This window comes from Streptomyces sp. NPDC059668, assembly GCF_042734135.1.
Lineage (GTDB): Bacteria > Actinomycetota > Actinomycetes > Streptomycetales > Streptomycetaceae > Streptomyces.
In genome coordinates this window covers 115962-140476 of record NZ_JBHWEL010000004.1, presented here as the reverse complement: position 1 = coordinate 140476, position 24515 = coordinate 115962, and the positions used below count along the sequence as shown (strand labels likewise).

General features: G+C 70.8%; 19 protein-coding genes. 11 read left to right on the top strand and 8 right to left on the bottom strand.

Annotation, left to right across the window (positions count from 1 at the left end):
* The first annotated feature begins 69 nt into the window (after positions 1 to 69).
* Positions 70 to 1068: a gfo/Idh/MocA family oxidoreductase gene (locus ACFV2J_RS05355; RefSeq protein WP_385437413.1), complete on the top strand. Its 999-nt coding sequence runs from the start codon at positions 70 to 72 to the stop codon at positions 1066 to 1068.
* A gap of 31 nt (positions 1069 to 1099) precedes the next feature.
* On the opposite strand, the gene ACFV2J_RS05350 is transcribed toward ACFV2J_RS05355, so the two are convergent.
* The 3 genes from ACFV2J_RS05350 to ACFV2J_RS05340 form a co-directional block, all read right to left on the bottom strand.
* Positions 1100 to 2323 (bottom strand): sensor histidine kinase, encoded by a 1224-nt coding sequence (locus tag ACFV2J_RS05350; RefSeq protein WP_385083083.1) that lies wholly within the window; start codon positions 2321 to 2323, stop codon positions 1100 to 1102.
* A 224-nt stretch (positions 2324 to 2547) separates the two neighbouring features.
* Entirely contained in the window at positions 2548 to 3555 is a 1008-nt protein-coding gene (locus ACFV2J_RS05345; protein WP_385083087.1) for an amidohydrolase family protein, read from the bottom strand.
* 45 nt (positions 3556 to 3600) lie between these two features.
* On the bottom strand, positions 3601 to 5301 hold the full coding sequence (locus tag ACFV2J_RS05340; RefSeq protein ID WP_385437410.1) for an FAD-dependent oxidoreductase: 1701 nt from the start codon (positions 5299 to 5301) through the stop codon (positions 3601 to 3603).
* 223 nt (positions 5302 to 5524) lie between these two features.
* Here ACFV2J_RS05340 and ACFV2J_RS05335 point away from each other — a divergent pair, with 223 nt between their 5' ends.
* Positions 5525 to 6793 (top strand): cytochrome P450, encoded by a 1269-nt coding sequence (locus tag ACFV2J_RS05335; protein WP_385092548.1) that lies wholly within the window; start codon positions 5525 to 5527, stop codon positions 6791 to 6793.
* Positions 6794 to 7143: 350 nt separating this feature from the next.
* On the opposite strand, the gene ACFV2J_RS05330 is transcribed toward ACFV2J_RS05335, so the two are convergent.
* Positions 7144 to 9003 (bottom strand): glycoside hydrolase family 2 protein, encoded by a 1860-nt coding sequence (locus ACFV2J_RS05330; protein WP_385437407.1) that lies wholly within the window; start codon positions 9001 to 9003, stop codon positions 7144 to 7146.
* Between the two features lie 216 nt (positions 9004 to 9219).
* Here ACFV2J_RS05330 and ACFV2J_RS05325 point away from each other — a divergent pair, with 216 nt between their 5' ends.
* From ACFV2J_RS05325 to ACFV2J_RS05310, 4 genes are all read left to right on the top strand, one after another.
* Positions 9220 to 10284, top strand: a complete 1065-nt coding sequence (locus tag ACFV2J_RS05325) for a LacI family DNA-binding transcriptional regulator (protein ID WP_385092543.1) — start codon at positions 9220 to 9222, stop codon at positions 10282 to 10284.
* Between the two features lie 403 nt (positions 10285 to 10687).
* Positions 10688 to 12019, top strand: coding sequence for an extracellular solute-binding protein (locus ACFV2J_RS05320; RefSeq protein ID WP_385092541.1), 1332 nt, complete (start codon positions 10688 to 10690; stop codon positions 12017 to 12019).
* 12 nt (positions 12020 to 12031) lie between these two features.
* Positions 12032 to 12979, top strand: coding sequence for a carbohydrate ABC transporter permease (locus ACFV2J_RS05315; protein ID WP_385092538.1), 948 nt, complete (start codon positions 12032 to 12034; stop codon positions 12977 to 12979).
* Positions 12980 to 12990: 11 nt separating this feature from the next.
* Positions 12991 to 13857, top strand: a complete 867-nt coding sequence (locus ACFV2J_RS05310) for a carbohydrate ABC transporter permease (RefSeq protein WP_385092535.1) — start codon at positions 12991 to 12993, stop codon at positions 13855 to 13857.
* Between the two features lie 285 nt (positions 13858 to 14142).
* Here the strand turns inward: ACFV2J_RS05310 and ACFV2J_RS05305 are convergent, their stop codons facing one another.
* Positions 14143 to 14784 carry a TetR/AcrR family transcriptional regulator gene (locus tag ACFV2J_RS05305; protein ID WP_385091780.1) on the bottom strand — a complete coding sequence of 214 codons (642 nt, stop codon included), beginning with the start codon at positions 14782 to 14784 and terminating at the stop codon, positions 14143 to 14145.
* An 83-nt stretch (positions 14785 to 14867) separates the two neighbouring features.
* Between ACFV2J_RS05305 and ACFV2J_RS05300 the strand changes: the two genes are divergently transcribed.
* Positions 14868 to 15812, top strand: coding sequence for an aldo/keto reductase (locus ACFV2J_RS05300; RefSeq protein ID WP_385091782.1), 945 nt, complete (start codon positions 14868 to 14870; stop codon positions 15810 to 15812).
* 210 nt (positions 15813 to 16022) lie between these two features.
* Here ACFV2J_RS05300 and ACFV2J_RS05295 read toward each other — a convergent pair whose 3' ends face one another.
* A complete protein-coding gene (locus ACFV2J_RS05295; protein ID WP_385091785.1) occupies positions 16023 to 16379 on the bottom strand; it encodes a hypothetical protein in 357 nt (118 codons plus the stop codon).
* A gap of 203 nt (positions 16380 to 16582) precedes the next feature.
* Positions 16583 to 18004, bottom strand: a complete 1422-nt coding sequence (locus ACFV2J_RS05290; RefSeq protein ID WP_385091788.1) for a hypothetical protein — start codon at positions 18002 to 18004, stop codon at positions 16583 to 16585.
* 318 nt (positions 18005 to 18322) lie between these two features.
* On the opposite strand from ACFV2J_RS05290, the gene mihF reads away from it, so the two are divergent.
* The 3 genes from mihF (at position 18323) to ACFV2J_RS05275 (ending at position 20446) form a co-directional block, all read left to right on the top strand.
* On the top strand, positions 18323 to 18637 hold the full coding sequence (gene mihF, locus ACFV2J_RS05285; RefSeq protein WP_385091790.1) for an integration host factor, actinobacterial type: 315 nt from the start codon (positions 18323 to 18325) through the stop codon (positions 18635 to 18637).
* The gene (locus ACFV2J_RS05280) at positions 18637 to 19440 is read left to right on the top strand and encodes a PIG-L deacetylase family protein (RefSeq protein WP_385091793.1); all 804 of its coding nucleotides are present in this window, start codon (positions 18637 to 18639) and stop codon (positions 19438 to 19440) included. The genes mihF and ACFV2J_RS05280 overlap by 1 nt, the downstream gene beginning before the upstream one ends.
* A gap of 208 nt (positions 19441 to 19648) precedes the next feature.
* The gene (locus tag ACFV2J_RS05275; RefSeq protein ID WP_385091795.1) at positions 19649 to 20446 is read left to right on the top strand and encodes a spermidine synthase; all 798 of its coding nucleotides are present in this window, start codon (positions 19649 to 19651) and stop codon (positions 20444 to 20446) included.
* Positions 20447 to 20566: 120 nt separating this feature from the next.
* On the opposite strand, the gene ACFV2J_RS05270 is transcribed toward ACFV2J_RS05275, so the two are convergent.
* Positions 20567 to 22927: a discoidin domain-containing protein gene (locus ACFV2J_RS05270; RefSeq protein ID WP_385091798.1), complete on the bottom strand. Its 2361-nt coding sequence runs from the start codon at positions 22925 to 22927 to the stop codon at positions 20567 to 20569.
* A 261-nt stretch (positions 22928 to 23188) separates the two neighbouring features.
* Here ACFV2J_RS05270 and ACFV2J_RS05265 point away from each other — a divergent pair, with 261 nt between their 5' ends.
* Positions 23189 to 24424, top strand: coding sequence for a PP2C family protein-serine/threonine phosphatase (locus tag ACFV2J_RS05265; RefSeq protein ID WP_385437401.1), 1236 nt, complete (start codon positions 23189 to 23191; stop codon positions 24422 to 24424).
* The last annotated feature ends 91 nt before the right edge of the window (positions 24425 to 24515 follow it).

Below are 24515 nucleotides of genomic sequence, written 5' to 3'. Positions count from 1 at the left end.
TGTGGGGGGGGGGCCGATTACTGCCCCCGGCGGGGGTGGCGCCGGCCCGCGGGGCTGGTGGGGGCCGGCGTGGTCACGCGAGCGGCCGCGCGCGACACCCGGCTGAAGGCGGAGTGGGGTGTGCCCGCCTTCCAGACGGTCGGCGAACTGCGCGCCGCCGAACCGGAGTTCGTGATCCCGTCGGTGCCGTGGGAGATCACGCCGCAGGTCGTACGGGAACTGGTCGAGCATGAGGTGCCGGTCCTCGCCGAGACGCCCCCGGCGCCCGATGTACATGGCCTTCGGGAGTTGTGGGATGCCGTGGGAGGCGCGCAACGCGCCGGAGGCGGCGGACTCGTCCAGGTCGCGGAACAGTACCCCCTGATGCCCGGCCACGCCGCTCGCCTGGCCCTCGTGCGCGAGGGCGTGATCGGCAGGGTCACGTCCGTCCACGTGTCCTCGACGCACATGTATCACGCGATGTCGCTGATCCGGCACACGCTGGGTGTCGCCCACGGACCCGCCACCGTGACCGCCCGCGCCTTCACCGCCCCGCTCGCCGATCCGCTGTCACCCGCCGGCTGGTCGGACGATCTCACGCCCAAGGACGCCGTCAACACCCTCGCTCTCCTGGACTTCGGCGGGGCCCGCACGGGCCTGTACGACTTCACGGACAACCAGTGGTGGAATCCGCTGCGCGCCCGCCGGATCGTGGTACGCGGCTCACTCGGCGAGATGGTGGACGACACGGTGGTGCGGATGGCCGATCCGCGCACGCCCGTGGAGTCCCCGCTGATGCGTCGCCGAACCGGGACGGATCTCAATCTCGAAGGGGCGGAGGTGCACCACATCTCCTTCGACGGACGGGTGGTGTGGCGCAACGACTATCTGGGCGCGAGCCTGTCCGAGGACGACCTCGCCGTGGTGGACCTGCTGTGCCGTACGGGGGCGTGGGTCCGGGACGCCGGCCCGGAACCGTATCCACTGGCCGAGGGCTGCCAGGACCATCTGCTGGCGTTGGCCGTCGAGGAGTCGGCGCGTACGGGAGCGCCCGTGACGACCGCGGTACAGCCGTGGGCGGCCCGCTGAGCCCACCGATGCCGGTAGGGGTGAAGCCGCGTCAGTTGCGCTCCGGTAGTGCGTCCGCCGTCGCACCGCCCTCCACCGGAGCGGAACGCAGGGGAAGTTCGGCGATCACGGTGAATCCGCCCCCGGGCCGCGGCTGCGCGGTGAGGTTCCCGCCCACGCTGGCCGTTCGCTCCCGCATGCCGATCAGGCCATGGCCGGTTCCCTGCTGCGGCCCGTGCGGGATCGCGCAGCCGTCGTCCTCGACAGTGATCGTCAGGCAGTGCCGTCCGAAGCCCAGGTGCAGCCGGGCCTTGTCCGCGCTGCCGTGCTTGCGCACATTGGTCAGAGCCTCCTGGACGATCCGGTAGGCGGCCAGATCGACGGCGGGCGTCAGCGGATGGGCGGATCCGTTCCGGGTGCACAGGACGTAGAGGCCGACACGTTCGAACGAGGCCAGGAGAGCCGGCAGCTGTGCCAGCCCCGGAAGCGGGTCCCGCGGTGCGTCGGCGTCGTCGCACTGACGTAGCAGGCTCACCGTCGCGCGCAGCTCGTCCAGCGCGGACCGGCTCGCCACCTGGATGTCCGTGAGCGCGGCAAGTATCTGATCGGGCCGGTCCTTGCCCACATGGACCGCGACCCCGGCCTGAGCGTTGATCAGGGCGATGTTGTGGGCGACGATGTCGTGCAGCTCACGGGCGATCCGGACACGCTCGGCCGCCACTCGCTGCCGTGCCTCCTGTTCACGGGTCCGCTCCGCGTGCTCGGCGCGTTCCTCCACGGCCGCGACATGGGCACGGCGTGAGCGCACCCCGTCCCCGACCGCCGCCGGCAGTGCCGTCCATGCCAGCATCGCAACGTTGCCCGGTTGCAGCCAGGAACCCGGTTCGTACACCACCTCCGCCCCGACCAGTACGGCGGCCGAGGCCGCCGCGACGCCCCAGGCGGTACGTCGGTCGGTCAGCGCGGCCACCGAGTAGACCGACACGATGACCGGGCTTGTCACCAGCGGGCTCTCGCGGAACCCGAGCACTTGGAACGCCGCCCCGCAGCCGACCGCCAGAGCGGCCACGCCAAAGGGGTATCTGCGGCGCCACGGCAGCGCGAAGCAGCCCACGGCCGCGAGCAGGACGGCGGGCCATCTCAGGTCGAAGCGGTGCTCGCGCGGAATGATGGAGGCGGCCACGACCGACAGCACGAACAGTCCCAACGCCCCTGCCACGTCGAAGGACCTGCTGCGGAGGCCATGCCCTGGCCTGTTGCTGATGCTCACCGCCATGCCACCACCGTAGGGATACCTCAGTCGGTTCGGTCGGGCCGGATGGCAGGAGACCTCCAGGTCTTCCTGCGAGTTGCGGGCAGGCCGGCCCTCGTGCGGCATGAGGCGCCGGCCCGGCGCCCCCGCGGGCCCTGGCCGCGGGTCACCGCGGACAGGGGCGAGGCGTTCACCGGCGTGGGCGAGAGGACCGCGCCCGCTGTGACGCTGGTTCGAGCCGGATCGGCTCAAGCCCACGTGAGCGCCGGCATCAGGCGTAGCGCGTTGTCCCGGTTGATGCCGCGGAGCTGGTGGCCGGCGAAGGCCGGGTCACCGTCCAGGGCCGGTGTCGCGACGTCGGAGACGATGTCCGCGGAGGTGGGCGGCCAGTCGGTGCCGTAGAGGATCCGGGCGGGGTCGACCGTGGCCATGAGCGTGGGGGTCCAGGACGGGGACATGGGGCCCGCCGTGTCGTAGTAGAAGCGGTGCAGGTAGTCGCGTACCCGGGACGGTTCGATCTCGGGGGTGAGGTGGCCGCTGAAGAGTTCCAGGCGGGTCGCCAGGTAGGGGAGGAAACCGCCGCCGTGCGGGAGGACGAAGGTGAGGTCGGGGTAGCGGTCCAGGGTGCCGTTGAGGATGAGGTTGATCGCCGCGCGCGTCGTGTCCATGAGGAAGTCGCACATGAACGGCGGCAGGCCCGGGACACCCACACCGTCGGCGTTGCCACCGGGTACGTCCATCGGGTGCGTGCTGATGACCGCGGAGCGTTCGTTCAGCTCGGCGAGGAGACGGTCGTGGGCGGGGGCGCCGAGATAGACACCGTCCGCGCTGGTGCGGGTGCTCACTCCGACGGCGCCGAGGTCGTCGAGGCCGTACTTCAGCGACCAGCTCGACAGGTCGAGGTCGTCGAGGAAGACCGGGGTGAAGAAGGCGAACCGGGAGGGGTGGTCCGCGGCGATCTTCGCCGCCGCCTGGAGCGCGACCCGTGCGCTCTCCTCCCGCTTGCCGCGCTCCTGGATGCGGCCGAGCATGGCCACGGTCATGACGGTGGTGCGGATCCCCGTACGGTCCATCAGGGCGAGCGCGGAGTCGAGGTCCCAGCGGGTCCACCAGGGCAGCCGGTCGCGTCTGACCAGGCCCTGTTCCTCGGCCCAGTCGAGCCAGTCGGGCGCGGTGAAGTGGTGGTGGACGTCCACGCGGGAGGTGCGGGCGTCGTCGTCGGCCTGGGCGGACGCCGAGGAGTGGGTCGATATCATCATGGGCTCTTTCTTCGGTCAGAGGTGGCGTGGGAGTGGAGGCGGTCAGACGCGCCCGTCGGACGCGGTCGCCAGCAGCTGGTCCGCCGCGGCTTCGGTCACGGTGTCCGCCGGCGTCTCGCGGCGAAGCACCGTCATCAGCGTGTCCGTGAGAGCCCGTTCCGGGTCCGGTACGAGTTCGGGCGACCGCCATGCCACGAAGCCGTCGGGGCGGACCAGGACGGCACCGGACTCCGCCGTGCCGTGCAGCGCCGCCCAGTCGACCCCGTCCTCGGGGACCAGGTCGTGGTCCGCGCCGACGACGTAGCATTCCAGCGGGATGCCCAGGCGTGCGGTGACACCGCGGGCCGCGGTGCGCCAGGCCTCGCCCCCGGGGCCGGTGAGGACAACGAAGGACCGTTCGTAGAGGTCCAGGGTGGAGATCGGGCGGCCGTCCCGGGTGGTCACCCACATGTGGGGAGCGCGGCCCCCGGGGGCGCCGCCCACCTGGAACCCATCGGGCACGATCGCGGCGTCCGGGTCGGCGCCGACGACCGCGCCGGACGGGTAGCGGTAGCACAGGGCCACCGTCAGCGCGTCGGCCGGACCGTCCTTGCGCTTCTTCTCCGGGGTGTAACCCGGGTGCTGTTCCTCGTTCGCCTGGAACAGCGCGCGGGCGGTCGTCGCGAGCGCGACCGGCCGGCGTTCCGTCTGATACGTGTCGAGCAGCCCCGGCCCGGCCCAGCCGCGCAGGGCGGCCGCGATCTTCCAGGCGAGGTTGTGGGCGTCCTGGATACCGGTGTTGGAGCCGAAAGCCCCGGTGGGGGGCATCTCGTGCGCCGAGTCACCGGCCAGGAAGACCCGGCCCTCGCCATAGCTGTCGGCCACACGGTCCGCGGCGTGCCAGGGGGCCTTGCCGGTGACCTCGACGTCGAGGTCGGGCACGCCCGCCGCGGCGCGGATGTGCGCGACGATGCGCGCGTCGGTGAAGTCGTCCAGCGTCTCACCCCGGTCCGGGGCCCAGGGGGCGTGGAAGACCCACTGCTCGCGGTTGTCCACCGGCAGCAGGGCACCCTCTCCGGCGGGATCGGTGAGGTAGCAGACGACGAAGCGCCTGCCGCCGACGACGTCCTGCAGCTTTTTGCTGCGGAACGTGATGCTCACGTTGTGGAACAGCGCGCCGGGCCCCGACTGGGTGATGCCCAGCCGCTCGCGCACCGGGCTGCGGGGCCCGTCCGCGGCCACGAGATAACGGGCGTGCACGATGCGCGTCTCGCCGCTTGCACGGTCCCGTACCTCCGCGTGCACCCCTTCGGCGTCCTGGGTGAAGGAGACCAGCTCGGTGCCGAAGCGGATGTCGCCCCCGAGGGAGCGGGCGTAGCGCAGGAGAACGGGCTCGAGGTCGTTCTGACTGCACAGGCACCAGCCGGACGAGGTGATCTGCGACAGGGCGGGACCCGTGTCGATGGCCTTGACGATCCACCGGCCCTCGCCGCCGCCGGAGAGCGTGCTCACCTGGAGGACGCCGTCGTTGCCGGCCAGGGCGCCCGCCGCGGCGCGGATGTCCTGCTCGACGCCCGCGGTCCGGAACAGCTCCATGGTGCGCAGGTTGTTCCCCCGGCCGCGGGGGTGGGTGGACGTCGCAGCGTGACGCTCGACGAGAAGGTGCTCGACGCCGAGGCGACCGAGAAAGACTGACGTGGACAGGCCCACCAGGGAGCCACCTGCCACCAGGACCGGCACGGATTCCACGGCTCGTCTGCTCATCGACTGATCCCCTATCGTCTGTCGTCAACGTCGGTCGTCCGAAGCCGAACGTCCCAACCAGGGGAAACGGCGACTCGGGGCCCTTCCATTCGGCATCAACTCTTCGCGCGCTTCACGGGCCCCGCATCTCCTGTTGCTCCGATCGCGACGCCCGCGTCCCGACGTCGCCCCGGATGGGCTAAGGACGTTTGCTGGCGGCCGCCCGCCGGGAACCGTCGAGGCCATGACGCAAACACCCCTGCACACCGAAGCCGGATCCGCGGACCCGGCGGCCGCCGCCTCCCGGTGCACCCCCGAGTTCCGCGCCAATCCGCACCCCGTGTACGCGGAGTTGAGGAAGTCCGCCCCGGTGTGCCCGCTGCAGCCGCCGCACGGCGTGGAGACCTATCTGATCACCCGTTACGACGACGCGCGCGCCGCGTTGGCCGACCCCCGGCTGAGCAAGGACATGTACGGCGCCCTCGACGCGTACCACCGCATCTTCGGCGACTCCTCCATCGCGCTCGACGACAACATGCTGTTCTCCGACCCGCCCAAGCACACCCGGCTCCGGCGGATCGTGCAGAGCGCCTTCACCCCGCGTCGCGTGGAGTTGCTGCGCCCGCGCATCCAGCAGGTCACCGAGGAACTGCTGGAGCGCTGTCCGACCGACGCGTCCATCGACCTGCTCCGCACCTTCGCGTTCCCGCTGCCGCTCCAGGTCATCTGCGAACTCCTCGGCGTGCCGGAGGACGAGCGCGACCGCGCCCACCAGTGGGCGGTGACCGTGGCGAAGACCGGATTCGGCCCGGAGGCCAAGAAGGCTCTGGAGGAGGCCGAGGGGAAACTGCGCGACTTCTTGGTCGACCTCGTGGCGCGCAAGCGCAGAACTCCCGGCGACGACCTGATGAGCGCGCTCATCGCGGCCCAGGACCAGGACGGCGCTCTGACGGACCACGAGCTGGTCTCGACGGCGTGGGTCCTGTTCTTCGCGGGTCACAAGACCAGCGCGTACCTCATCGGCAACGCCGTGTACCACCTGCTCTCGAAGCCTGACCAGCGCCGCGCGGCCCTCGCGAGCCCCGAGTCCCTGAAGCAGGCCGTCGAGGAACTGCTGCGGTTCGAGGGGTCGGTGGAGACCGGCACGTTCCGCCACGCCACCGAGGACATCCCGATGCGCGGTGTGGTGATCCCCAAGGGCGCCCTGGTCCAGATCGCCATCACCTCCGCGAACCGCGACCCGCAGGCGTTCGCCGAACCCGACCGGCTGGACGTCACGCGCACCGGGGACCAGCCCCACATGGCCTTCGGCCACGGCCCCCACTACTGCGTCGGGGCGCCGCTGGCCCGCCTGGAGATGCACATCGCGCTCACCACGCTGTTCCGCCGGTACCCCGAGATCACGCTGGCCGTGCCCCCGCACGAGGTGCGCTGGCTGACCGTGCCCTTCCCGGCGTTCCGCGGACTCGTCGAACTGCCCGTGATGCTCGATCCGGAGCGGATCGCCGACTGAACGCACGGCCGGACAGTACGCACACCTGCCGTATTACGGCTCATGATCGGGTGTGGCCACCAGACCGGCCATGCGGCGCACACGCCGCCGGGCGGCGGCCGACTCGGGCGGCACGGCACTGGTGCGTGCGGCCACCGCGTCACCCGATCGACCGGCCGGCGTCCAGGATGCTTCCGGGCTCCTGGGCGCCGGGGCGGAGCCGCCGCCCGGACAGGCGAGGTCGCACCGGATACGCAACCCCCTGCTTCCTCATGTCGCGTGGGTGCTTGTTTCCCGGCCGCGGCGGCTCCGGCGGCCGGGATCGAGGCAGGCCCCTCACATCCGCGACGGATGTCGCTCGCTGAACGGTCCTATTCGGCCAGGACCGGGGCCTCGGGCTTCTCCTCGGGGGCGGGCTCGGTGCCAGTGACGATGCGACGGATCGTCTCCAGCGGCAGCTTCGGCGAACCGTCCGTGTAGAGAAGGCCGTTGGTCTCCTGGGCGGTGTCCATGAACTGCGTGTAGCAGAAGCCCGCGACGATCGGGCTCGTGTGCAGCACCCCGAAGATGTCGCCGAGCAGGGCGGCGTACTGGGTGTCGGAACTGGTCCGCGTGTAGGAGAACTCGTCCTCCTCGGCGCCCACGGACAGGCCGCCGAACTCGGTGACCATCAGCGGGGCTTCACCGGCGCGGTAGCGCTCCGTCTGCCGCGCGTCGAGCGAGAGCGTCCGCCCGGCCGGGCCCGGTGAGGCGAGCAGCGCCTCGAACCCGGCGGCGTCGCCGTAACGGCGGGTGAGCAACTCGGGGTCGGAGGAGTAGTCGTGCACCCCCATGATGTCGCTGTCGGTGTGCTCCCAGCCCTCGTTGGACATGACCGGGCGGGTCGGGTCCAGGGCACGGGTGAGGTTCGCGAGCGCGACCGTGTAGGCCCGCTGCGCCGGGTCGTTCGCGATGTCGGAGCAGCCCCAGCTCTCGTTGACCGGCACCCAGGTGACGATCGAGGGGTGGCTGCGGTCGCGCCGCACCATGTCCAGCCACTCACGGGTGAGCAGTTCCACGGCCTCGGTGCCGTACTCGTACGCGGCCCCGGTCTCGCCCCACACCAGCAGGCCGAGCCGGTCGGCCCAGTACAGGAAGCGCGGGTCCTCGGCCTTCTGGTGGATGCGGACCGCGTTGAAGCCCATCGCCTTGATCAGCTCGACCTCGCGGCGCAGTTCGGCGGTGCCGGAGTTCGCGATCAGGGTGTCGGGACGGTAGCCCTGGTTGAGCACCGAACGCACGTAGTAGGGGCGGTCGTTGAGCAGGAAGGCGCCTCGGCCGACGGCGGCGCCGCGCAGGCCGACGTAGCTGTCGACGGTGTCGAGCACCTCGGAGGTGGCGGCGTCGCGGACGGTCACCCGCGCGTCGATCAGCGTGGGGCGCTCGGGGCTCCACAGCAGGTCCTCGCGGTCGATGCCGTTGCGCAGGGCGGGGACGACGAGGTCGACACGGCTGCGCGGGGTGCGTACCGCGGAGGTGGACTCGGCGAGCACCTCGCCGTCGTGGCTCAGTACGATCTCCACGCTCACCGGGGCGGCCGGCACCGAGGCGAGGGTGATCTCGGCCTCGACGCCGCGCGCCGGGTCGGGGATCCAGGCCAGATCGGTGATGTGCGGGCCGGCGACGGTCTCGGTCCACACGGTCTGCCAGATACCGGTGGTCCGCTCGTACCAGACCGCGTGCGGCCGGTCCTGCCAGTCCTGCTTGCCGCGCGGCTGCGCCAGGTCGGCCGGGTCGTCCTCGGCGCGGACGACGAGCACGTGCTCGGCGGCGCCGGGGCGCAGCGCGTCGGTCACGTCGGCGGTGAACGGCGTCTGGCCGCCCACGTGCTCGGCCACCAGCCGGCCGTCCAGCCAGACCTTGGCGCGGTGGTCGACGGCGCCGAAGTGCACCAGGGCCCTCTCGCCGCCGCTGACGGCGAGGACCTCGTGGGGTATGCGGCGGCGGTACCAGACCACCGGGTGCGCGGCGGTCTCGCCGATGCCGGAGGCGGGGGCCTCCGGCGGGAACGGGACGGTGATCTCCCGGTCGAACGCGCCCGGCGCCTCCGTCGCCTGCTCGGAGAACCACGCGTCGCGCTCGCCGGCGCCGGCGTCGTCGTAACCGAACTCCCAGACGCCGTCGAGGCTGTGCCACCCCTCCCGCCGCAGGAGCGGCCTCGGATACGTCCCGTCCTGCTCGCTCGCCCTCACGGATCCTCCTCCTGCCTTTTCCGGAATTCCCGGCATAGGCGTTTCTACGATCGAAGCCCTGTCATCATGAGTGATCGTTTGCATCGATGCAAGACCCGATGGGACGCGGCGGCGGATCGGGGCTCCCCGGTGCGGCAGACTCTGAGAACCTGTCGGGCGCCCGATCGAGGCCACCCGGCAGGCTCTGAGTGCCGACACGACGGGAAGGAGGCCCCAGTGGCCAGAGTGCGGATGCGGGACGTGGCCGAGCACGCCGGGGTGTCGGTGCGGACGGTGTCGAACGTGGTCAACGGCTTCTCGCATGTGAGCCCCGACACCCGCGCCAAGGTGCAGCGCTCGCTCGACGAGCTGGGCTACCGCATGGACTATCTGGCCCGTGGCCTGCGTTCGGGCCGCACGGGCTTCATCGCCCTCGCGGTGCCGTTCGTCGCCGAGCCCTACTTCGCCGAGCTGGCCCAGGCCGTCATCCGGGCCGCGGGCCGGCGCGACATCACGGTGCTCGTGGAGTCGACCGCGGGCGACAGCGAGGTGGAGCGGCGGATCCTCGAGGGCGGTCTGACCAACGTCGCCGACGGGGTGCTGCTGAGCGCCCTGACCCTGCCGGCGAGCGACATCACCGCCAAGAGGCCGGACTTTCCGCTGGTCATGCTGGGTGAGCACAGTGTCGGCGACCAGTTCCCGCGGGTCGGCATCGACAACGTGGGCGCGGCCCGCACCGCGGTCGAGCACCTCCTGGAGCAGGGCTGCCGCTGGATCGTCGCGCTCGGCCGCAACGGCAGCGAGAACGGCCGCCAGCGCACCGAGGGGTACGAACAGGCGATGTCGGCGGCCCGGGTGCGGCGGGTGAACTGGCTGGTCGTACCGGTCGAGGACTGGACCAGGGACCAGGGCTACACGGCCGTGCGGGAGCTGCTGGAGGGCGACGGCCCGCTCCCCGACGCCATCTTCGCCTACAACGACGCGCTCGCCGTCGGGGCGCTGCGGGCCCTGGACGCCTCCGGGGTGCGGGTGCCCGAGGACGTCGCCGTCGTCGGTATCGACGCCATCCAGGAGTCGGCCTACACCCACCCGCCGCTCACCTCCATCGCCCCCGACCTCGACGCCATCGCCGAGCGTTCGCTGACCCTGCTGCACGAGCAGATGCAGCTCTCAGGAGGGTCCGAGGAGACCGCGTCGGGTGCGGACGCGCAGGTGGGAGCGGTCGTGGCTGCTCCCCAGGAGACCACGCCGTACCGGCTGGTCGTCCGGGAGTCCTCGCGCCGCGAGCCGGCGCGGGAGTGACCCTGCGCCCGTGCGCGATGTGACGCCTGTCGCTGTGTGACCCCTGTCGCGGTGGACTACAGCCCGTCGGGTGCAGGGTGGGTGCGGCGCGTCGGGCGCGGTGCACGCGCGCCCCGAGGGTGCCCGATTTGCGGGGGTGTGAGGCAGTGTGTTCCGAGCCCTGACCGGCGCGGCGAGACGCGTGCGCCACCCCGGAACCGCTCCCCGCGCCGGTGCGGAACCTGTCTCGGAGCGTCCTGGAACCGGACCTGGCGGCGTCGCGGAAGGCGGGTGGCGGGAGTGCGGCAGCGGCCCTGCGGACTGCATCCCATCGATCTATTGCATCGTTGCAAAACGTGTGCGAGGGTCTGCGCCATCGAGTTCACATCGAATTAACGAGGTGAATACCCCTATGAGCGGAGCGATGGCTCGCCGACGGTTCCTTGCCCTCAGCGGTGGCCTTGCCCTGACCGGAGGGCTCGCGGCGTGCTCCTCCCCGCTCGCGTCCGGCCTGACGGGCTCGCAGCCGAACACGGCGGATGTCATCTTCTGGAACCTCTTCACCGGTGGTGACGGCGCCAACATGGTGCTGATGGAGAAGGCGTTCCGGAAGGCCAACCCGGGAAGGACGGTCGAGGCGACCATCCTGGGCTGGGGCAATCCGTACTACACGAAGCTGGCACTGGCCACCGCGAGCGGCACACCGCCGGACGTCGGCATCACCCACCTCTCGCGGCTTCCGCTGCTGGCCGCCTCCGGGCTGCTGGAGCCGATCGAGCGGACACCCCTCGGGGAACTGGGTGTCACCCAGGACAAGTTCACCCCCGCGGCCTGGAAGAAGGCCACCGTGGACGGCACGGTGTACGCGGTCCCGCTGGACACGCATCCCTTCGTCCTCTACTACAACGTGGACATCGCCCGCAGAGCGGGCCTGCTGAACTCCGCCGGCGACGGTCTCGTGCCCCTCAAGGGCAAGGAGGACTTCGTCGACGCGGTGAAGGCGATGAAGGACGCGGGCGGCGCCCGGTTCGGCGCGGTCATGTCGATCACCGCCGACCCGTCCACGGCCTGGCGCTTCTTCAGCATGGTCTACTCCGGGCTCGCCGGCCCGATCGTCACCGACTCCGGGACGAAGATCGCCGTCGACGACGAGGCGATGCAGGAGACGGTCGCCTTCATGCAGAGCCTGACCGGTCCGGACCTGATGCCGAAGAACCTCACCGGCGCGGGCGCCAACGCCCTCTTCAGCACGGGCAAGTCCGGCTTCCTCTTCGACGGCGAGTGGCAGATCCCGTCGTACCGGGCGGTCAAGGACCTGAAGTTCAACGTGGTGCCGTTCCCGGCCCTGCTCGGCTCGAAGCCGGTGGCGTACGCCGACTCGCACGCGCTGATCCTGCCGCGCAACGACCGCGGCGACGAGACCCGCACCCGCGACGCGTCGACGTTCGTCAAGAGCCTGCTCGACAGCAGCGCGGTGTGGGCCGAGGGCGGCCACATCCCGGCCTGGCTGCCGACGCAGCGCGGCAAGGCGTTCCTCGACCAGTCGCCGCAACGCAACTACGTGCAGGCCGCGTTCGACGCCCAGTACGACCCGGTGGCCTGGTACACCGGCGCCGGCTCGGACTTCCAGGGCGTGATCGGCGGCACCGTCATCGAGGCGCTCACCGGGCGGATCACGCCCAAGGGCATGGCGGCCGCGATGCGCTCCGCCCTGAAGCGGTACACCACGTCCCGACCGCCGGTCACGATGAAGTAGGAGGCAGTCACCATGACTACCGTCGTCTCGACGCGACCGGCACCCGCCGCATCCCCCGCGAGCCTCGCCGCCGACCGGCCCAACCGTTCCGAACGCCGGGCGGGCAGGCTGCTGGCCGCCCCCTTCCTCGTGATCTATCTGCTCTTCCTGGTCGGCCCGCTGCTCGTCGGCGTGGTGCTGAGCTTCTTCAACACCACCACCGTCAAGAGCGGCCTCGGGGACTTCGTCGGCCTGTCGAACTACCGCGAAGTCCTCGCGGACTCCCTCTTCTGGGAGAGCATGTGGCACTCGGTGCTCTTCACCCTGCTGACCACTCCCCCGCTGGTGATCCTCGCGCTGGGCGTCGCCATCCTGGCCTCGCGCATACGCCGCGGCCGGCTCTTCTACCGCATCGCCTTCTTCGTGCCGTACGTCGTGCCGTCCTCCGTGGTCACCCTGGTCTTCCTGTGGATGTACACCCCGCAGATCGGCCTGATACCGAAGGTCTTCGACGCGGTCGGACTGCCCGTGCCGGACTTCATCGGCAGCACTTCGGGCGGCTGGACCGCCGTCGTGCTGATGACCGTGTGGTGGACGTTCGGCTTCAACTTCGTCCTCTACACCGCCGCGATCCAGGACGTCCCCGCGGAGGTGTACGAGGCTGCGGCGATCGACGGCGCGAGCCCCTGGCAGCAGATCCGTCACATCACGGTGCCGCTGCTCGGCCGGACCACCAGCCTGGTGCTGATCCTTCAGATCCTCGCCTCGCTGAAGGTGTTCGACCAGATCTACCAGCTGCTCGGCGGCGGACCCAACCAATCCACCCGACCGGTCATCGAGTACATCTACGACACCGGCTTCACCGCCTACCGGGGTGGCTACGGCGCTGCCGCCACCATGGTGTATTTCGTCATCATCGTCGCGATCTCGGCGGCCTGGTACGGGCTGCGGCGCCGTCGCGCGACCAGCAGCGCGGCCTGAGCGGAGGACCCATGACCACCATCACCCAGCCGCAGCCCGCCGAACCGAAGGGCACGGTCAACGGCGCCAAGCTCTTCAACCGGCTCTGCGCCGTATGCCTGACCCTGTTCGCCCTGATCTGGCTGGTGCCCTTCGTCTGGGCACTGATCACCTCGCTGCGCGACGACGCGTCCATCACCCAGAGCCCCACGTCGATCTTCGACGGCGGCTGGTCGCTGGACGCGTACTCGACCGCCTGGGACAACCATCCGATCGGCACCTGGTACCTCAACAGCCTGGTGATCTCGGTGCTCGCCGTGATCTTCACGGTGGCCTTCTGCTCGATGGCCGGATTCGCGCTGGCCTTCCTGCGCTTCCGCGGCCGCGGCCTGGTCATGGCCGTCGTCACGGCCGGCCTGATGCTGCCGACCGAGGCGCTGGTGCTGCCCCAGTTCATCGAGTACCGGTCGTTCCACCTGCTCGGCACGTTCTGGGCGCTGGTCCTGCCGTCGGTCGCGGCGCCGATCTCGGTCTTCGTCTTCCACTCCTTCTTCCGCGGCATCCCCACGGCGCTGATCGAGGCGGCCCGCATCGACGGCGCGAGCTGGTGGCGGGTCTACGCCACCGTCTGTATGCCGATCTGCCGCCCGGCGGTGTCCACGGTCGCGATTCTCACCTTCATCGGTTCGTGGAACTCGTTCCTGTGGCCGCTCCTGGTGCTCAGCCAGACCAAGTCCCAGACCATCCCGGTGGGCCTCGCCTCACTGGTGGACCCCAGCAGCCCCCAGTACGCCGAGGTCATGGCCTCCTCGGTCCTCGGCTTCATCCCGCTCATCGCGGTCTTCCTGGTCTTCCAGCGGCAGATCGTCCAGGGAATCGCCACGACGGGCATCAAGTGACGGACCCGTCCCCGCCATGGCGGCGGTGCCACGTCCCGCACCGGGAGACCGGGACGGGAGACGGCACCGCCGCGGCGCCGTTCGCGGCCGGAGCGCGGACACCCGCATTCCGTCCCGGCAACAGCAGGCGCTGAGGTCAGACTCCGTGGACAGGGACGTCGAGCTCATCCTCGGCCTCGGCCCACCGCCGCGCGCAAAGCGTCCCGCGTCTGCGACGAGCACAGACGACGTCGCCACGGAGGCTGAGGTCCGAGCGGCCGACGACACGCGGGTGCGCGCCGTGCTTCAGATGCCGCCGATCCTCGTCACCGGACCTTCGGCGCGCGGGCCGGAGCGCAGTGCGTCGACGATCAGGTCGAGGAGGGGTTCTGCCTTGTCCGGCGCGTCGATCGCCGCGGTCGAGAGGAACACGCCGAGGAGCATCATCGTGACGTCCTCGGGATCGACGTCCGAGCGCAGCGAACCTGCCTCCGCCCCCCTGCGCAGCATCTCGGCGATGACGGCTGTCACGCGTTCACGCGTCGCGGGCGTGGCGATACTGCCCGACGCCCAACCCGCGCGCAGCGTGTCGGACATGCCACGTTTGATCTTGAAGAACGCCGCGTAACGGGTCATCCAGGCACGCAGTGCCACTGCGGGTTCGAACTCGTCGAGAAGCAGCGTCGCACTGGACACGACCTCGTCGAGCTCCGCGGCGTAGACGGCCTCCACGAGTGCCTCACGAGTGGGGAAGTGCCGGTACAACGTGCCGATCCCGACGCCGGCCGTTCGGGCGATCGCGTCCAGCGGCACGGCGTCCGTCGTCGCCGCGAAGGCGTCCCGGGCGGTGGCGAGGAGCCTGTCGCGGTTCCGCCGTGCGTCGGCGCGCGCCGGCCGCTCCCGGGCCGCCGCGCCGCGGTCGGTGGGCGTGGACTCGCTCTCAGACAAAACGGAGGACCTCCGGTTAGTGCTACGGTGAACGAAACGGAGTTACTCCGCTTCGTCTATGGTCCCACCGAAGGAGAACGCCCATGGCCGCCCCCGCCCGACTTCCTCAGGTCACCGCGTCCGGCGCGCCGCGCGCTGGTGGCCCCGGCCGGCTCGCGGACCGCACCGTGTCGCGCATCGGCTTCGGCGCGATGCAGCTGGAACGTCTGCGGGCCGACCGCGGGGCGGCGATCGCGCTGCTGCGCCGTTGTGTCGAGCTGGGCACGGACCACATCGACACCGCCCAGTTCTACGGCCACGGCTTCGTCAACGAAGTGATCCGCGAAGCCGTCCGCCCCGAGGACGACGTCATGGTGGTCAGCAAGGTCGGCGCCGAACCCGATTCCGGGGGTCCGCTCCCGCTCCGCCTCGCACAGCGCCCCGAACAGCTGCGCGCCAGTGTCGAGGACAACCTGGCCACCCTTGGACTGGAACGGATTCCCCTGGTCAACCTGCGCCGTACGGACGTGGGTCCCGGCCTGCGCGCCACGGGGGATCAGCTGGTGCCCCTCGACGACCAGCTCGCCGTGATGACCGCGCTGCGGGACGAAGGCAAGATCGGCGCGATCGGGCTCAGCAGTGTCTCCCTCGACGTGCTGCGCACCGCACTGCCCGCGGGCATCGCGTGTGTGCAGAACGCGTACAGCCTGCTGGCCCGCGACGACGAGGAGATGCTCCGGCTGTGCCTGGACGAGGGCATCGCCTGGGTTCCCTACTTCCCGCTCGGGAGCGCCTTCGACGGGATGCCGAAGGTGGCCGACGAACCGGCCGTCATCGCCGCCGCGCGTGCGCTGGACGCCACGCCCGCGCAGGTCGGACTGGCCTGGCTGCTGCACCACGCGCCGAACGTGCTGCTGATTCCCGGCACGGCCGACCCCGAACACCTGGAGGCGAACGTGAGGGCCGGAGCGGTCACGCTCGACGCGGCAACGCTCTCCGCCCTGGACGCGGTCCAGGCCCGCTCCGGAGACATCACGCTGAACCGGTGACCGACCGTTCGCCCTGACCTGCCCCTGACCGACCTCGCTCTGATCCATCGACAGAACACCGGCAACCACCCCGAGCAGGCGCCAGTCACCGAATTCCCGGCCCGACCGGCCCGCTCATCGGCCCCACAGGGGGTGGCTGGGCGGCCGCGACCGGTGTCCCGCCGATCACGACCGCCCGGCCGGTCGCCCGTTACCGAGACACGCTCCGAGCTAGCTCATCGGGGCGTCGAAGCGCACCGAGCGCACTTCGAGCTGGTCGGTGGCCGGGTTCCCGTGCGCGCGGAGCCGCCACTGGGCGCCCGTGCAGCTCGCACCGCGGTAGAGGGTCACCGGCGTGTCCGTCCGGTTGTGCGGGCCGTAGCCCGCGGGTACGTCGTCGTCGCCGACCGCGTAGAGGTTGATGCACTTGCCGCTGTGCGGGTCGTGCAGGGTCACGCGCTCCTCGTGCCCGAGGCCGGTGACGTACTTGTAGGTGAAGTCGCCTTCGGCCGCCGGCGCGGAGCCCGGCAACGCGAGGACGAGGGCGAGGGAGCCGAGGGCGGCGGCGACGGTGTTGCGGAGCTTCATGGCGAGTGGTTCCCTTCCGAAGATGATCAAAGGGTGCTGCGGGCCCGACCCTAGGAGCACCGCCCCGTGGCGAATCGATCCGCCACGGCCACCGGTCGCGGCGCGTCCACGCGGTGCCACCCGTTCGGACCTCAGGTGGCTTCGTCCGGACCGTGTCGCGCTCGCCGGCCGGAGCCCAGCCATGGGACCCGGCCGCCCGTCACTCAACCGTCCACTCCCGCCTCCCACTTGCGCCGCCGCAGCACGTGGTCACTGAAGAGGTGCCGGCTCCGGTCGAGCAGCTCCCCCACCTCCGCGTCGCGGTGCCGCAGCTCCGCCGACGGATGCCAGCGCTGTACACATTGCTCCGCCCAGGAGCGCAGTTTCACATCCGGGTCCTCCAGGAGCCCGACCGCCGCTCGTAGCGCCACGACGCCGCCGAGCGCGTCGAGCAGCCGGAACGCGGCGAGCCGGACGTGCCGCTGCCGCTCGGGGCCTGTCCGTTCGAGCAGCCAGTCGGCGGGCAGTTCACGTGCCGACGGCAGCAGGGCGACGGTCGTCTCACGTACGACACCGGCAGCAGGATCGTCGAGGAGTGGCCGCAACCGCTCCGCGTCCGCGCAGTCCAGTGTCCGGAGCCCGGCCACCGCCCGCGCCCGCACCCCGGCCGCCGGGTGCGGGAGCAACGCCCACAGGAGCCCGGCGTCCGCACGGTCCCCGCACTCGGCCAGCCCGATGACCGCGCCGGGTGGCAACTCGGGGTCGTCCGCTGCCGCGCACCGCTCGCGGTACCAGGCCGCCGGATCATCTCCGCGCTGTCGTACGACATACCGCGCGCAGGCACGCACCAGCGCGGACCTGTCGCCGAGGTACGTCTCCGCCTGCTCCGAGCGCCTCGCCCGCCGCAGCGCGGTGACGCCGGCCGAACGGGTACGCGGATTGCGCGCGGTGAGAAGCGACGGCAGCACATCGTCGTAGGTCTCCTCGTCGCTCAGAGCGGTGAGCGCCGCTGTGGCACACAGGTCCTGGACCACGATGTCCTCGTCCTGGGCGGCAGCGCGGGCCAGCTCGGCGGGGCGGAGCAGCCGGTTGTCGACGGCCAGCCGGTAGGCGAACCGTCGTACGCTGCGGTCGGGGGCGGCGAAGAGGGCTGTAAGTCTCCCGAGGGATGTCCGGCGCAGGACCTCCTCGAGCACCTCGACGCCGAAGGCGCCTCTGTCGCGGCGGCCGACGCGCAGGACCAGCGGCGCGAGGTCGACGGCGGCATCCGCGTCCAGGGCCTCGCGCAGCAGCCGCCGAGCGCTCTCGCGCACCGGGCCGACCCAGTCGGCGCATCGGATCACGATCAACGGCAGCAGACCGGGGTATCGGGGCGAGCAACGCACCGCCTCCTGCCGGATCCACCCGTCGCGGTGGCAGAGGGCAAGTGCGAGCCCGGACTCGTCAACCTGAGTCAGGTCGACGGGCAGGTGGGCCCATCGCTCCCGCACCGGTGGGAACTGCGGGCGGTGCCAGGCCACTTCACGCGCTTCCGCGTCCAGTGCGAGCCAGTCGCCGGGGTCGGTGACATCGAGCGTGCTCCGAAGCGTCGCGCCTGCCGCGAGCCGCACCGCTGCCGTTGTCCCGGCCCCCCTGTCGTCGCGCATCCCCCGTACCCTCCCCGGCATTCGTTCCGGTGATCGTAGGGTGCGGGTGTCCGCGGGGCGCGCGAATTACGCCCCATGACTCACCGAGGGTTCCCGAGCGCCGTCCGGACGTGCCCGGGGACCAAGACGCACTGCGGAAAGCACAGAAGAGCTCGGCCAGACGTACGACTTCTCTCCGTCCGCGGGAGCAGTGCACCGAGCACCGCACCCCACGCGTCTCCGGCCCGGACAACTCCTCCGCCCGGCGCAGGTGCCCGCTGGTGGTACCGAGGGCATACGGGCCATGATGGCCGACTACCGCACCACGGAAGGATTCTCATGCCGCTGCCCCAACTCACCCCCGAGGCCCGTGCCGAAGCACTCGACAAGGCCCTGCTGGCCCGAAGGGAACGCGCCGCGTTGCTGAAGGCACTCAAGACTGGCAGCGTCTCGCTCCCCGCGCTCCTGGAGCGTGAGGACGACGTCGTCGCGAAGACGTCCGTCCGCCGCCTCCTCGAGTCGCTTCCGGGCATCGGGAAGGTACGCGCCCGCGAACTCCTCATGGACCTCGGCATCGCCGAGACACGCAAGGTCCAGGGCCTCGGCCCGCGTCAACGCGAACGCCTCTGCCAACAGTTCCCTCCCTCGGACTGATGTCGTCGACGCGGACGCACTCGCGGAACTCCGCACACGTCCCGACGCCCTCGCTGCTCGGCGTGTTCGCCCACCCGGATGACGAGAGTCTCCTCGCCGGGGGTGTCCTCGCCCGGCACGCCGCCGGGGGTGCACGCGCCGGGGTCGTCACCGCCACGTGGGCTCCGGACAGCCACCGGGCGACCGAACTCGCCGAGGCACTGGCGATCCTCGGGGCCGGCAGACCACACATGCTCGGACACCGCGACGCCCGCAACGACGCGTCCGCACCCGACAAGCCTCGCTTCTGCGACGCTCCTCTGGACGAGCTCATCGCCCAGTTGGTCGTGCTGCTACGGGAGTTCCGCCCCGACATCGTGGTCACCCATGACTCCGTCGGCCAGCTCACCGGCCATCCGGACCACCTCCACACACACCGGGTGACCCTGCTCGCCGTGGAGGCCGCCGGGCTCGCCCACCTGTACCCGGACGCCGGTGATCCCTGGCGGATCCGCGCCCTCTACGCGGCCACCCACCCTCACTCGGGTGTCGGTCAGTTGGGGCCGCTGCTGACCGGCGTCGGCAAGACCGTGCTCTCCGTCCCGGACGAGTACGTGACCACGGCCGTCGACGTGACGCCCTGGATCGACCAGAAGTGGCGTGCGATCCAGGCACACCGGAGCGAAGCCGTACGCGAACGTTCCCTGCCCGGCATCCTCGCCCGCCTGCCCGAGGACACCCGCCGCACGCTCATCTCCACCGAGCACTTCACCCGCCTCTCGCCCTTGCCCGTCCCGGGGAATCCACATCAGCTGACGACCTGACGTGCGCACTGCTCGGCAGGCGCCCCCTGCCTGGGGCGGACGTATGGCCGGGGGCTCACCCGGTCACCTCTCGGGCGCCTCATACGAGGCCCGGCCCCGACCGGCCCTCGCGGTACGCGACCACCCGGCCGCGACCAGTACGGTACCTACCTGCGGCGTGGCCCGATCCGCCCGCGGCAGCGGACCAGGGAGCGGAGAAGAACACCGGATGAGCGCACGTTTCGAGGAGATCGACTGGCGGTCGACGCCCATGGGCGAGATCAGTCTGCGCCGTCGCCGGCACCCGGTGTCGGGCGAGGACGTGTACGAGGTCAAGCTCGGCGACGAGTACCTGATGTCCAGCCTCTTCACCGAGGGGGAGGTCGAACTGGCCCGGCTCGGGCTCGCGGAACTGCCCGAGGGTCCGCTCGACGTCGCCGTGGGGGGCCTCGGTCTCGGGTACACGGCCAGGGCCGCGCTGGACGACCCGCGCGTGGGTTCGCTGATCGTGGTCGACGCTCTGGCCGAGGTGATCGACTGGCACCGGCGCGGCCTCGTACCGCTCGGCGCCGGACTGGTGTCGGACCCACGGTGCCGGCTGGTGCGCGGCGACTTCTTCGCGATGGCCGCGGGAAGTGCCGCGGCGGGTGGGCCGGTACCCGCGGACGAACCGCGGGAACCGGGCGCGCCGGCCACGGTCGGCGAGGCCGCGCACGGGCTGGACCCGGAGACGCCCGGGCGCCGTTTCCACGCGATCCTGCTGGACGTCGACCACTCGCCCCGTCATGTGCTGCACCCCGGCCACGCCGCGCTCTACCGCCGGGAGGGGCTGACCGCTCTCGCGGAACTCCTGTGTCCCGGCGGCGTGTTCGCGCTGTGGTCGAACGACCCGCCGGACAGCGAGTTCGGCTCGGTGCTCGCGGAGGTCTTCGTGGAGACCGCCGCACACGTGGTTGATTTCGACAATCCCCTCCAGGGCGGGACGGCCGCCAACACCGTGTACGTGGCCCGCAGGCGTGCCGATTGAGCCGATTGAGGTGACCCGTCGGGCCGGGGGACGAGACCGCCGCTTCCTGCCGGGAAGCGGCGGTCTCCACCAGAAGGCCCTCGGGCCGTTCCGACGACCTGAGGTCCATGGGGGCGGCTGCTACCCGGTGTAGGCCTCCAGTTCCGACAACTGCGCGGCAGGCCACCCGGTGTTACCCGTGATGGTGACCCTCAGGTAGCGGGTGGAGGAGCCGGGCAGGGTGACGGTCGCGGTGTTCCCGCTCCCCGGATTGAAGGCGTAGCCCGCCGAGGACTTGAGCGTGGTGTAGGTGTTGTCGTCGGTGCTGCCCAGGATGCTCAGGGTCTGGGTGCGGGTGGCCCAGGCGGTCGCCGGGGGCAGTTTGAGGACGACGCGCTTCACCGCCTTCGAGGCGCCGAGGTCGACCGTGACCGACTGGGGGAAGGAGTTGTTCGCGCTCTCCCAGTAGGTGTCGGCGTTGCCGTCCACGACGTTGGCGGCACGGTAGACGTCGGTGTGGCTGGATTCGGTGACGGGCCGGTTCTTGGCGAGGTTGACGGTGTCGTCCGTCGGCGGTTCGGTCGGTGGATCGGTAGGCGGGTCCGTCGGCGGCGGTGTGCCTCCGCCCGGTACTCCCCCGTTGGTCCACTTCGGATCGGGCCAGGTGCCGGTGCAGACCGGAGGGTCGGCGTACCAGCCGCTGTTCCCGGTGCCGCGAGTGATCGCGAAGCCGGATCCGATGCAGTTGTGGATCGGGTTGGACTGGCCGATGTTGGTGGCGGTGACGTTGCTGAACGACGCCGTGCCGGGAGCCTGGACCTGGAGGGCGTAGGTGCCGGCGCCGTCGATCCGTACATGGTCGAAGTGGAGACCTCGTGTCGCCCCTTCGATCAGCATGATCGCGGCGTAGGAACTGTCCAGGATCTCGCTGTCGGTGACGTTGATGGTCGCGTCGACCGGTTCGTTGAGCCCGCTGAACCAGACCGCGCCGACGCCGAACTGCCAGTTGTAGTCGTTGTTCCCGGTGCGGATCAGGGTGTTGCGCGCTGCCGTGATGGTTCCGGAGACCGCGGTGCCCTGGCCGGAGTTGACGCCCGGATAGCGGTTGGCAATGTGCAGTCCGCCACCGTTGGTGAGGGTGTCCGCCATGACGTTGTCGGAGATCGTGATGTCCTTGCCGCCGTACGTCACGATGTTGTTGGCGAGGATCGGCAGGACCACGGTGTTGAAGGTGAACTTGTTCTTGACGTTGGGCACGCTCTCCGCCCACATCGCCAGTCCGTCGTCACCGGAGTTGCGCACGAAGGTGTTGGTGACCGTGGAGTTGGTGACGCCCATGTGGAAGTTGACGCCGTCGGCGGTCTGATCGAGGATGCGGCTGTTCTTGATGGTGAAGTTGTCCATCGGACCGTCCATCCAGGCGCCGCACTTCGTGTGCTGCATCCACACGTTGTCGACCGTGGAGTTCGACAACGCGCCGCCGATGGCGTTGACCTGGTCGTCGTCCACCCGCTCACGGATGTCACCGATGATGGCGAAGTCCTTGAGGGTGACGTTCTTGCTGCCGCCCTGGTTGGCGTACTTGCCGTAGACACCGACGGCCTTCGCCCTGTTCGACGGGTCGCGGCCGGTCAGGACGCTGTACCAGGGACCCGCGCCCGCCAGGGTCACCTGGTCCACGACGATGTGGTCGCGCACGTCGTACGTGCCCTGCGGGATGTAGACCGTCCTGCCCTGCGCCTTGCCCGCGTCGACCGCGGCCTGGATCTTGGCGGTCGAGTCCGACGCGCCGGTGGGGTCGGCGCCGAAGTCACTGACGACGTCGAGGGCGCCTGACGGTTTTCCGATCGGCGCACCCACCTGCTCGAAGTCGGCGAGGTCGATGGTGAACGTCGGTGAGTCGCTCGTGGACGACACCTGCAACCGCACCTTGCTGCCCGCCGGCAGCGTGGAGCCGAACATGGTCCTGGTCTCGTCGTAGAAGTGGTGCGGGTTGGTGTCGCCGGGGTTGTTGTTGAAGGGGTAACCGCCGTAGTACCAACCGTACTTGGACGTCACCGGGACGGTCTTGAGCTGGCTGCCGTCGACCTTGAGGTCCATCGTGGCGCTGCGGCCGGTGCCGGCGGCGTTGTCCGGCAGTGAGTAGCGGAACGACATGGCGTCGGCGGGAGCGGTCAGCGTGAACTCGACGTACTCGCCGGTCGCGTCGAGCGTCACCGCCTGGCGTCCGGACGCCTCGGAGGGCAGCCGGCCGTAGAGGCGGTCCGGGCCGATCAGTGTGCCGTTCGTCGCGGCGTATTCGGCCTCCTGTTCCTTGAACGGCACGGTGGCACCGCGGCCGGAGATGCCGACGGGTGAGGGGGCGGGGACCCCGGCCGCGGAGGCGGCGGGGGCGGAGAGTGCCACGGCGGCGACCGCGCCGGCCGCGGCCAGGGCGAGCGACACCGAGGCGGATATGCCGCGTCGCAGCGTTCTGCGTCTGGAGGAAGGAGTCACAGTCATGCGTCCTTCGGGATTCGTGGGGGTGCGCGGACGCGGAAAGGCTAGAAGTGCGGACGCAGGAAGTCCATGAGTATGTGCAAAATTCAAATGGATCGATGCAAATAGTGGACTCCCGAGATTGCCGGCCGGGCCCGGTGGACCGTTCCGTGCCGGTACCGGGCCGCCACGGCCCCTCCGAGGCTGAGGGGCGCCCGGGCCGGGCGGACCGTAGCGTGAAGGGGCAGGTCGCGCAGCAGGGGCGAGGACAGGGAGACGGTGAGCATGCCGGGGATGGATTACGAGGCCCTGTTCGCCGCCACACCGAGCCCGTATCTGGTGCTGGGCCGGGACCTGGTGATCGTGGAGGTCAACCAGGCCTATCTGCAAGCGACGGGCCGGAGCAGGCAGGACCTGCTCGGGCAGTGCATCTTCGACGCCTTCCCGGACAACCCGAACGACCCCGAGGCCGACGGCGTGCAGAATCTGAACGCCTCGCTGAACCGGGTGCTGGCCTCGCGTGCGCCGGACACGATGGCGCTCCAGCGGTACGACATCCCGGTCATGGGCCACCCCGGGAGCTTCGAGGAGCGGTGGTGGTCCCCGATCAACACGCCGATCGTCGGGCAGGACGGCCGGGTGACATGGATCATCCACCGGGTGGAGGACGTGACCGCGTTCGTCCAGGCGCGCGCCACCGGGAAGCGGCCCGGGGAGCACTTGACGGAGCGTGATGCCCTGGAAGCCGAACTGTACGGCCGGGCGCGTGAACTCCAACGGCTGAACGAGGAGCTGCGGAACGCCCACACCCGTGAGCGGCAGGTCGCCGTCACACTTCAGGAGGCCATGCTCCAGTCACCGGACCTCGCCCGGCATCAGGACGTCGCGGTGCGTTATCTGCCTGCCGCGGGTTCGCTCAACGTGTGCGGCGACTGGTACGACGTGGTCGATCTGGGGGACGGCCGATTCGCGGTGGCGGTCGGCGATGTCGTCGGCCACGGACTGGAGGCGGCGGCCGTCATGGGGATGCTGCGCAGTGCCCTGAGCGCCGCGATCCGGGCACTGGAGCGGCCCGCCCAGGCACTCGAGGTGCTCGGCCTGTACGCCCGTTCGCTGGAGGGCGCTCTGAACACCACCGTCGTCAAGGCGATGGTGGATCCCCGGAGCCATCTGATCATCTACAGCAACGCGGGCCACCCGCCCCCCGTTCTGGTGCACCCGGACGGCACGTGCATGCTGCTGGACGACGCCGTCGACCCGCCGCTGGGGGCCCGCCCCCAGCACGTTCCCCGCCCCCAGGCGGGGCAGCCGTACAGTCCCGGGGACACTCTCGTGCTCTACACCGACGGGCTCATCGAGCGCCGCGACGAGGACATCGACGTGGGGCTGGCCAGGCTGATCGAGGCCCTCGGCCGCCACAGTCTCTTGAACCCGGAGCACCTGGCGGACGCCCTGCTGGCGGATCTCGGTCTGGTCCGCGGCGCCCATGACGACATCGCCCTTGTCATCGTCCGACTGTGACGGGCCACCCGCGCGCGGGAAGCACTGGGGGCGCGACCGCCCCGGCCCCACGCCCCGGTCACCCGCGCGCAGAGCGAGCCGCGGCAGCCCC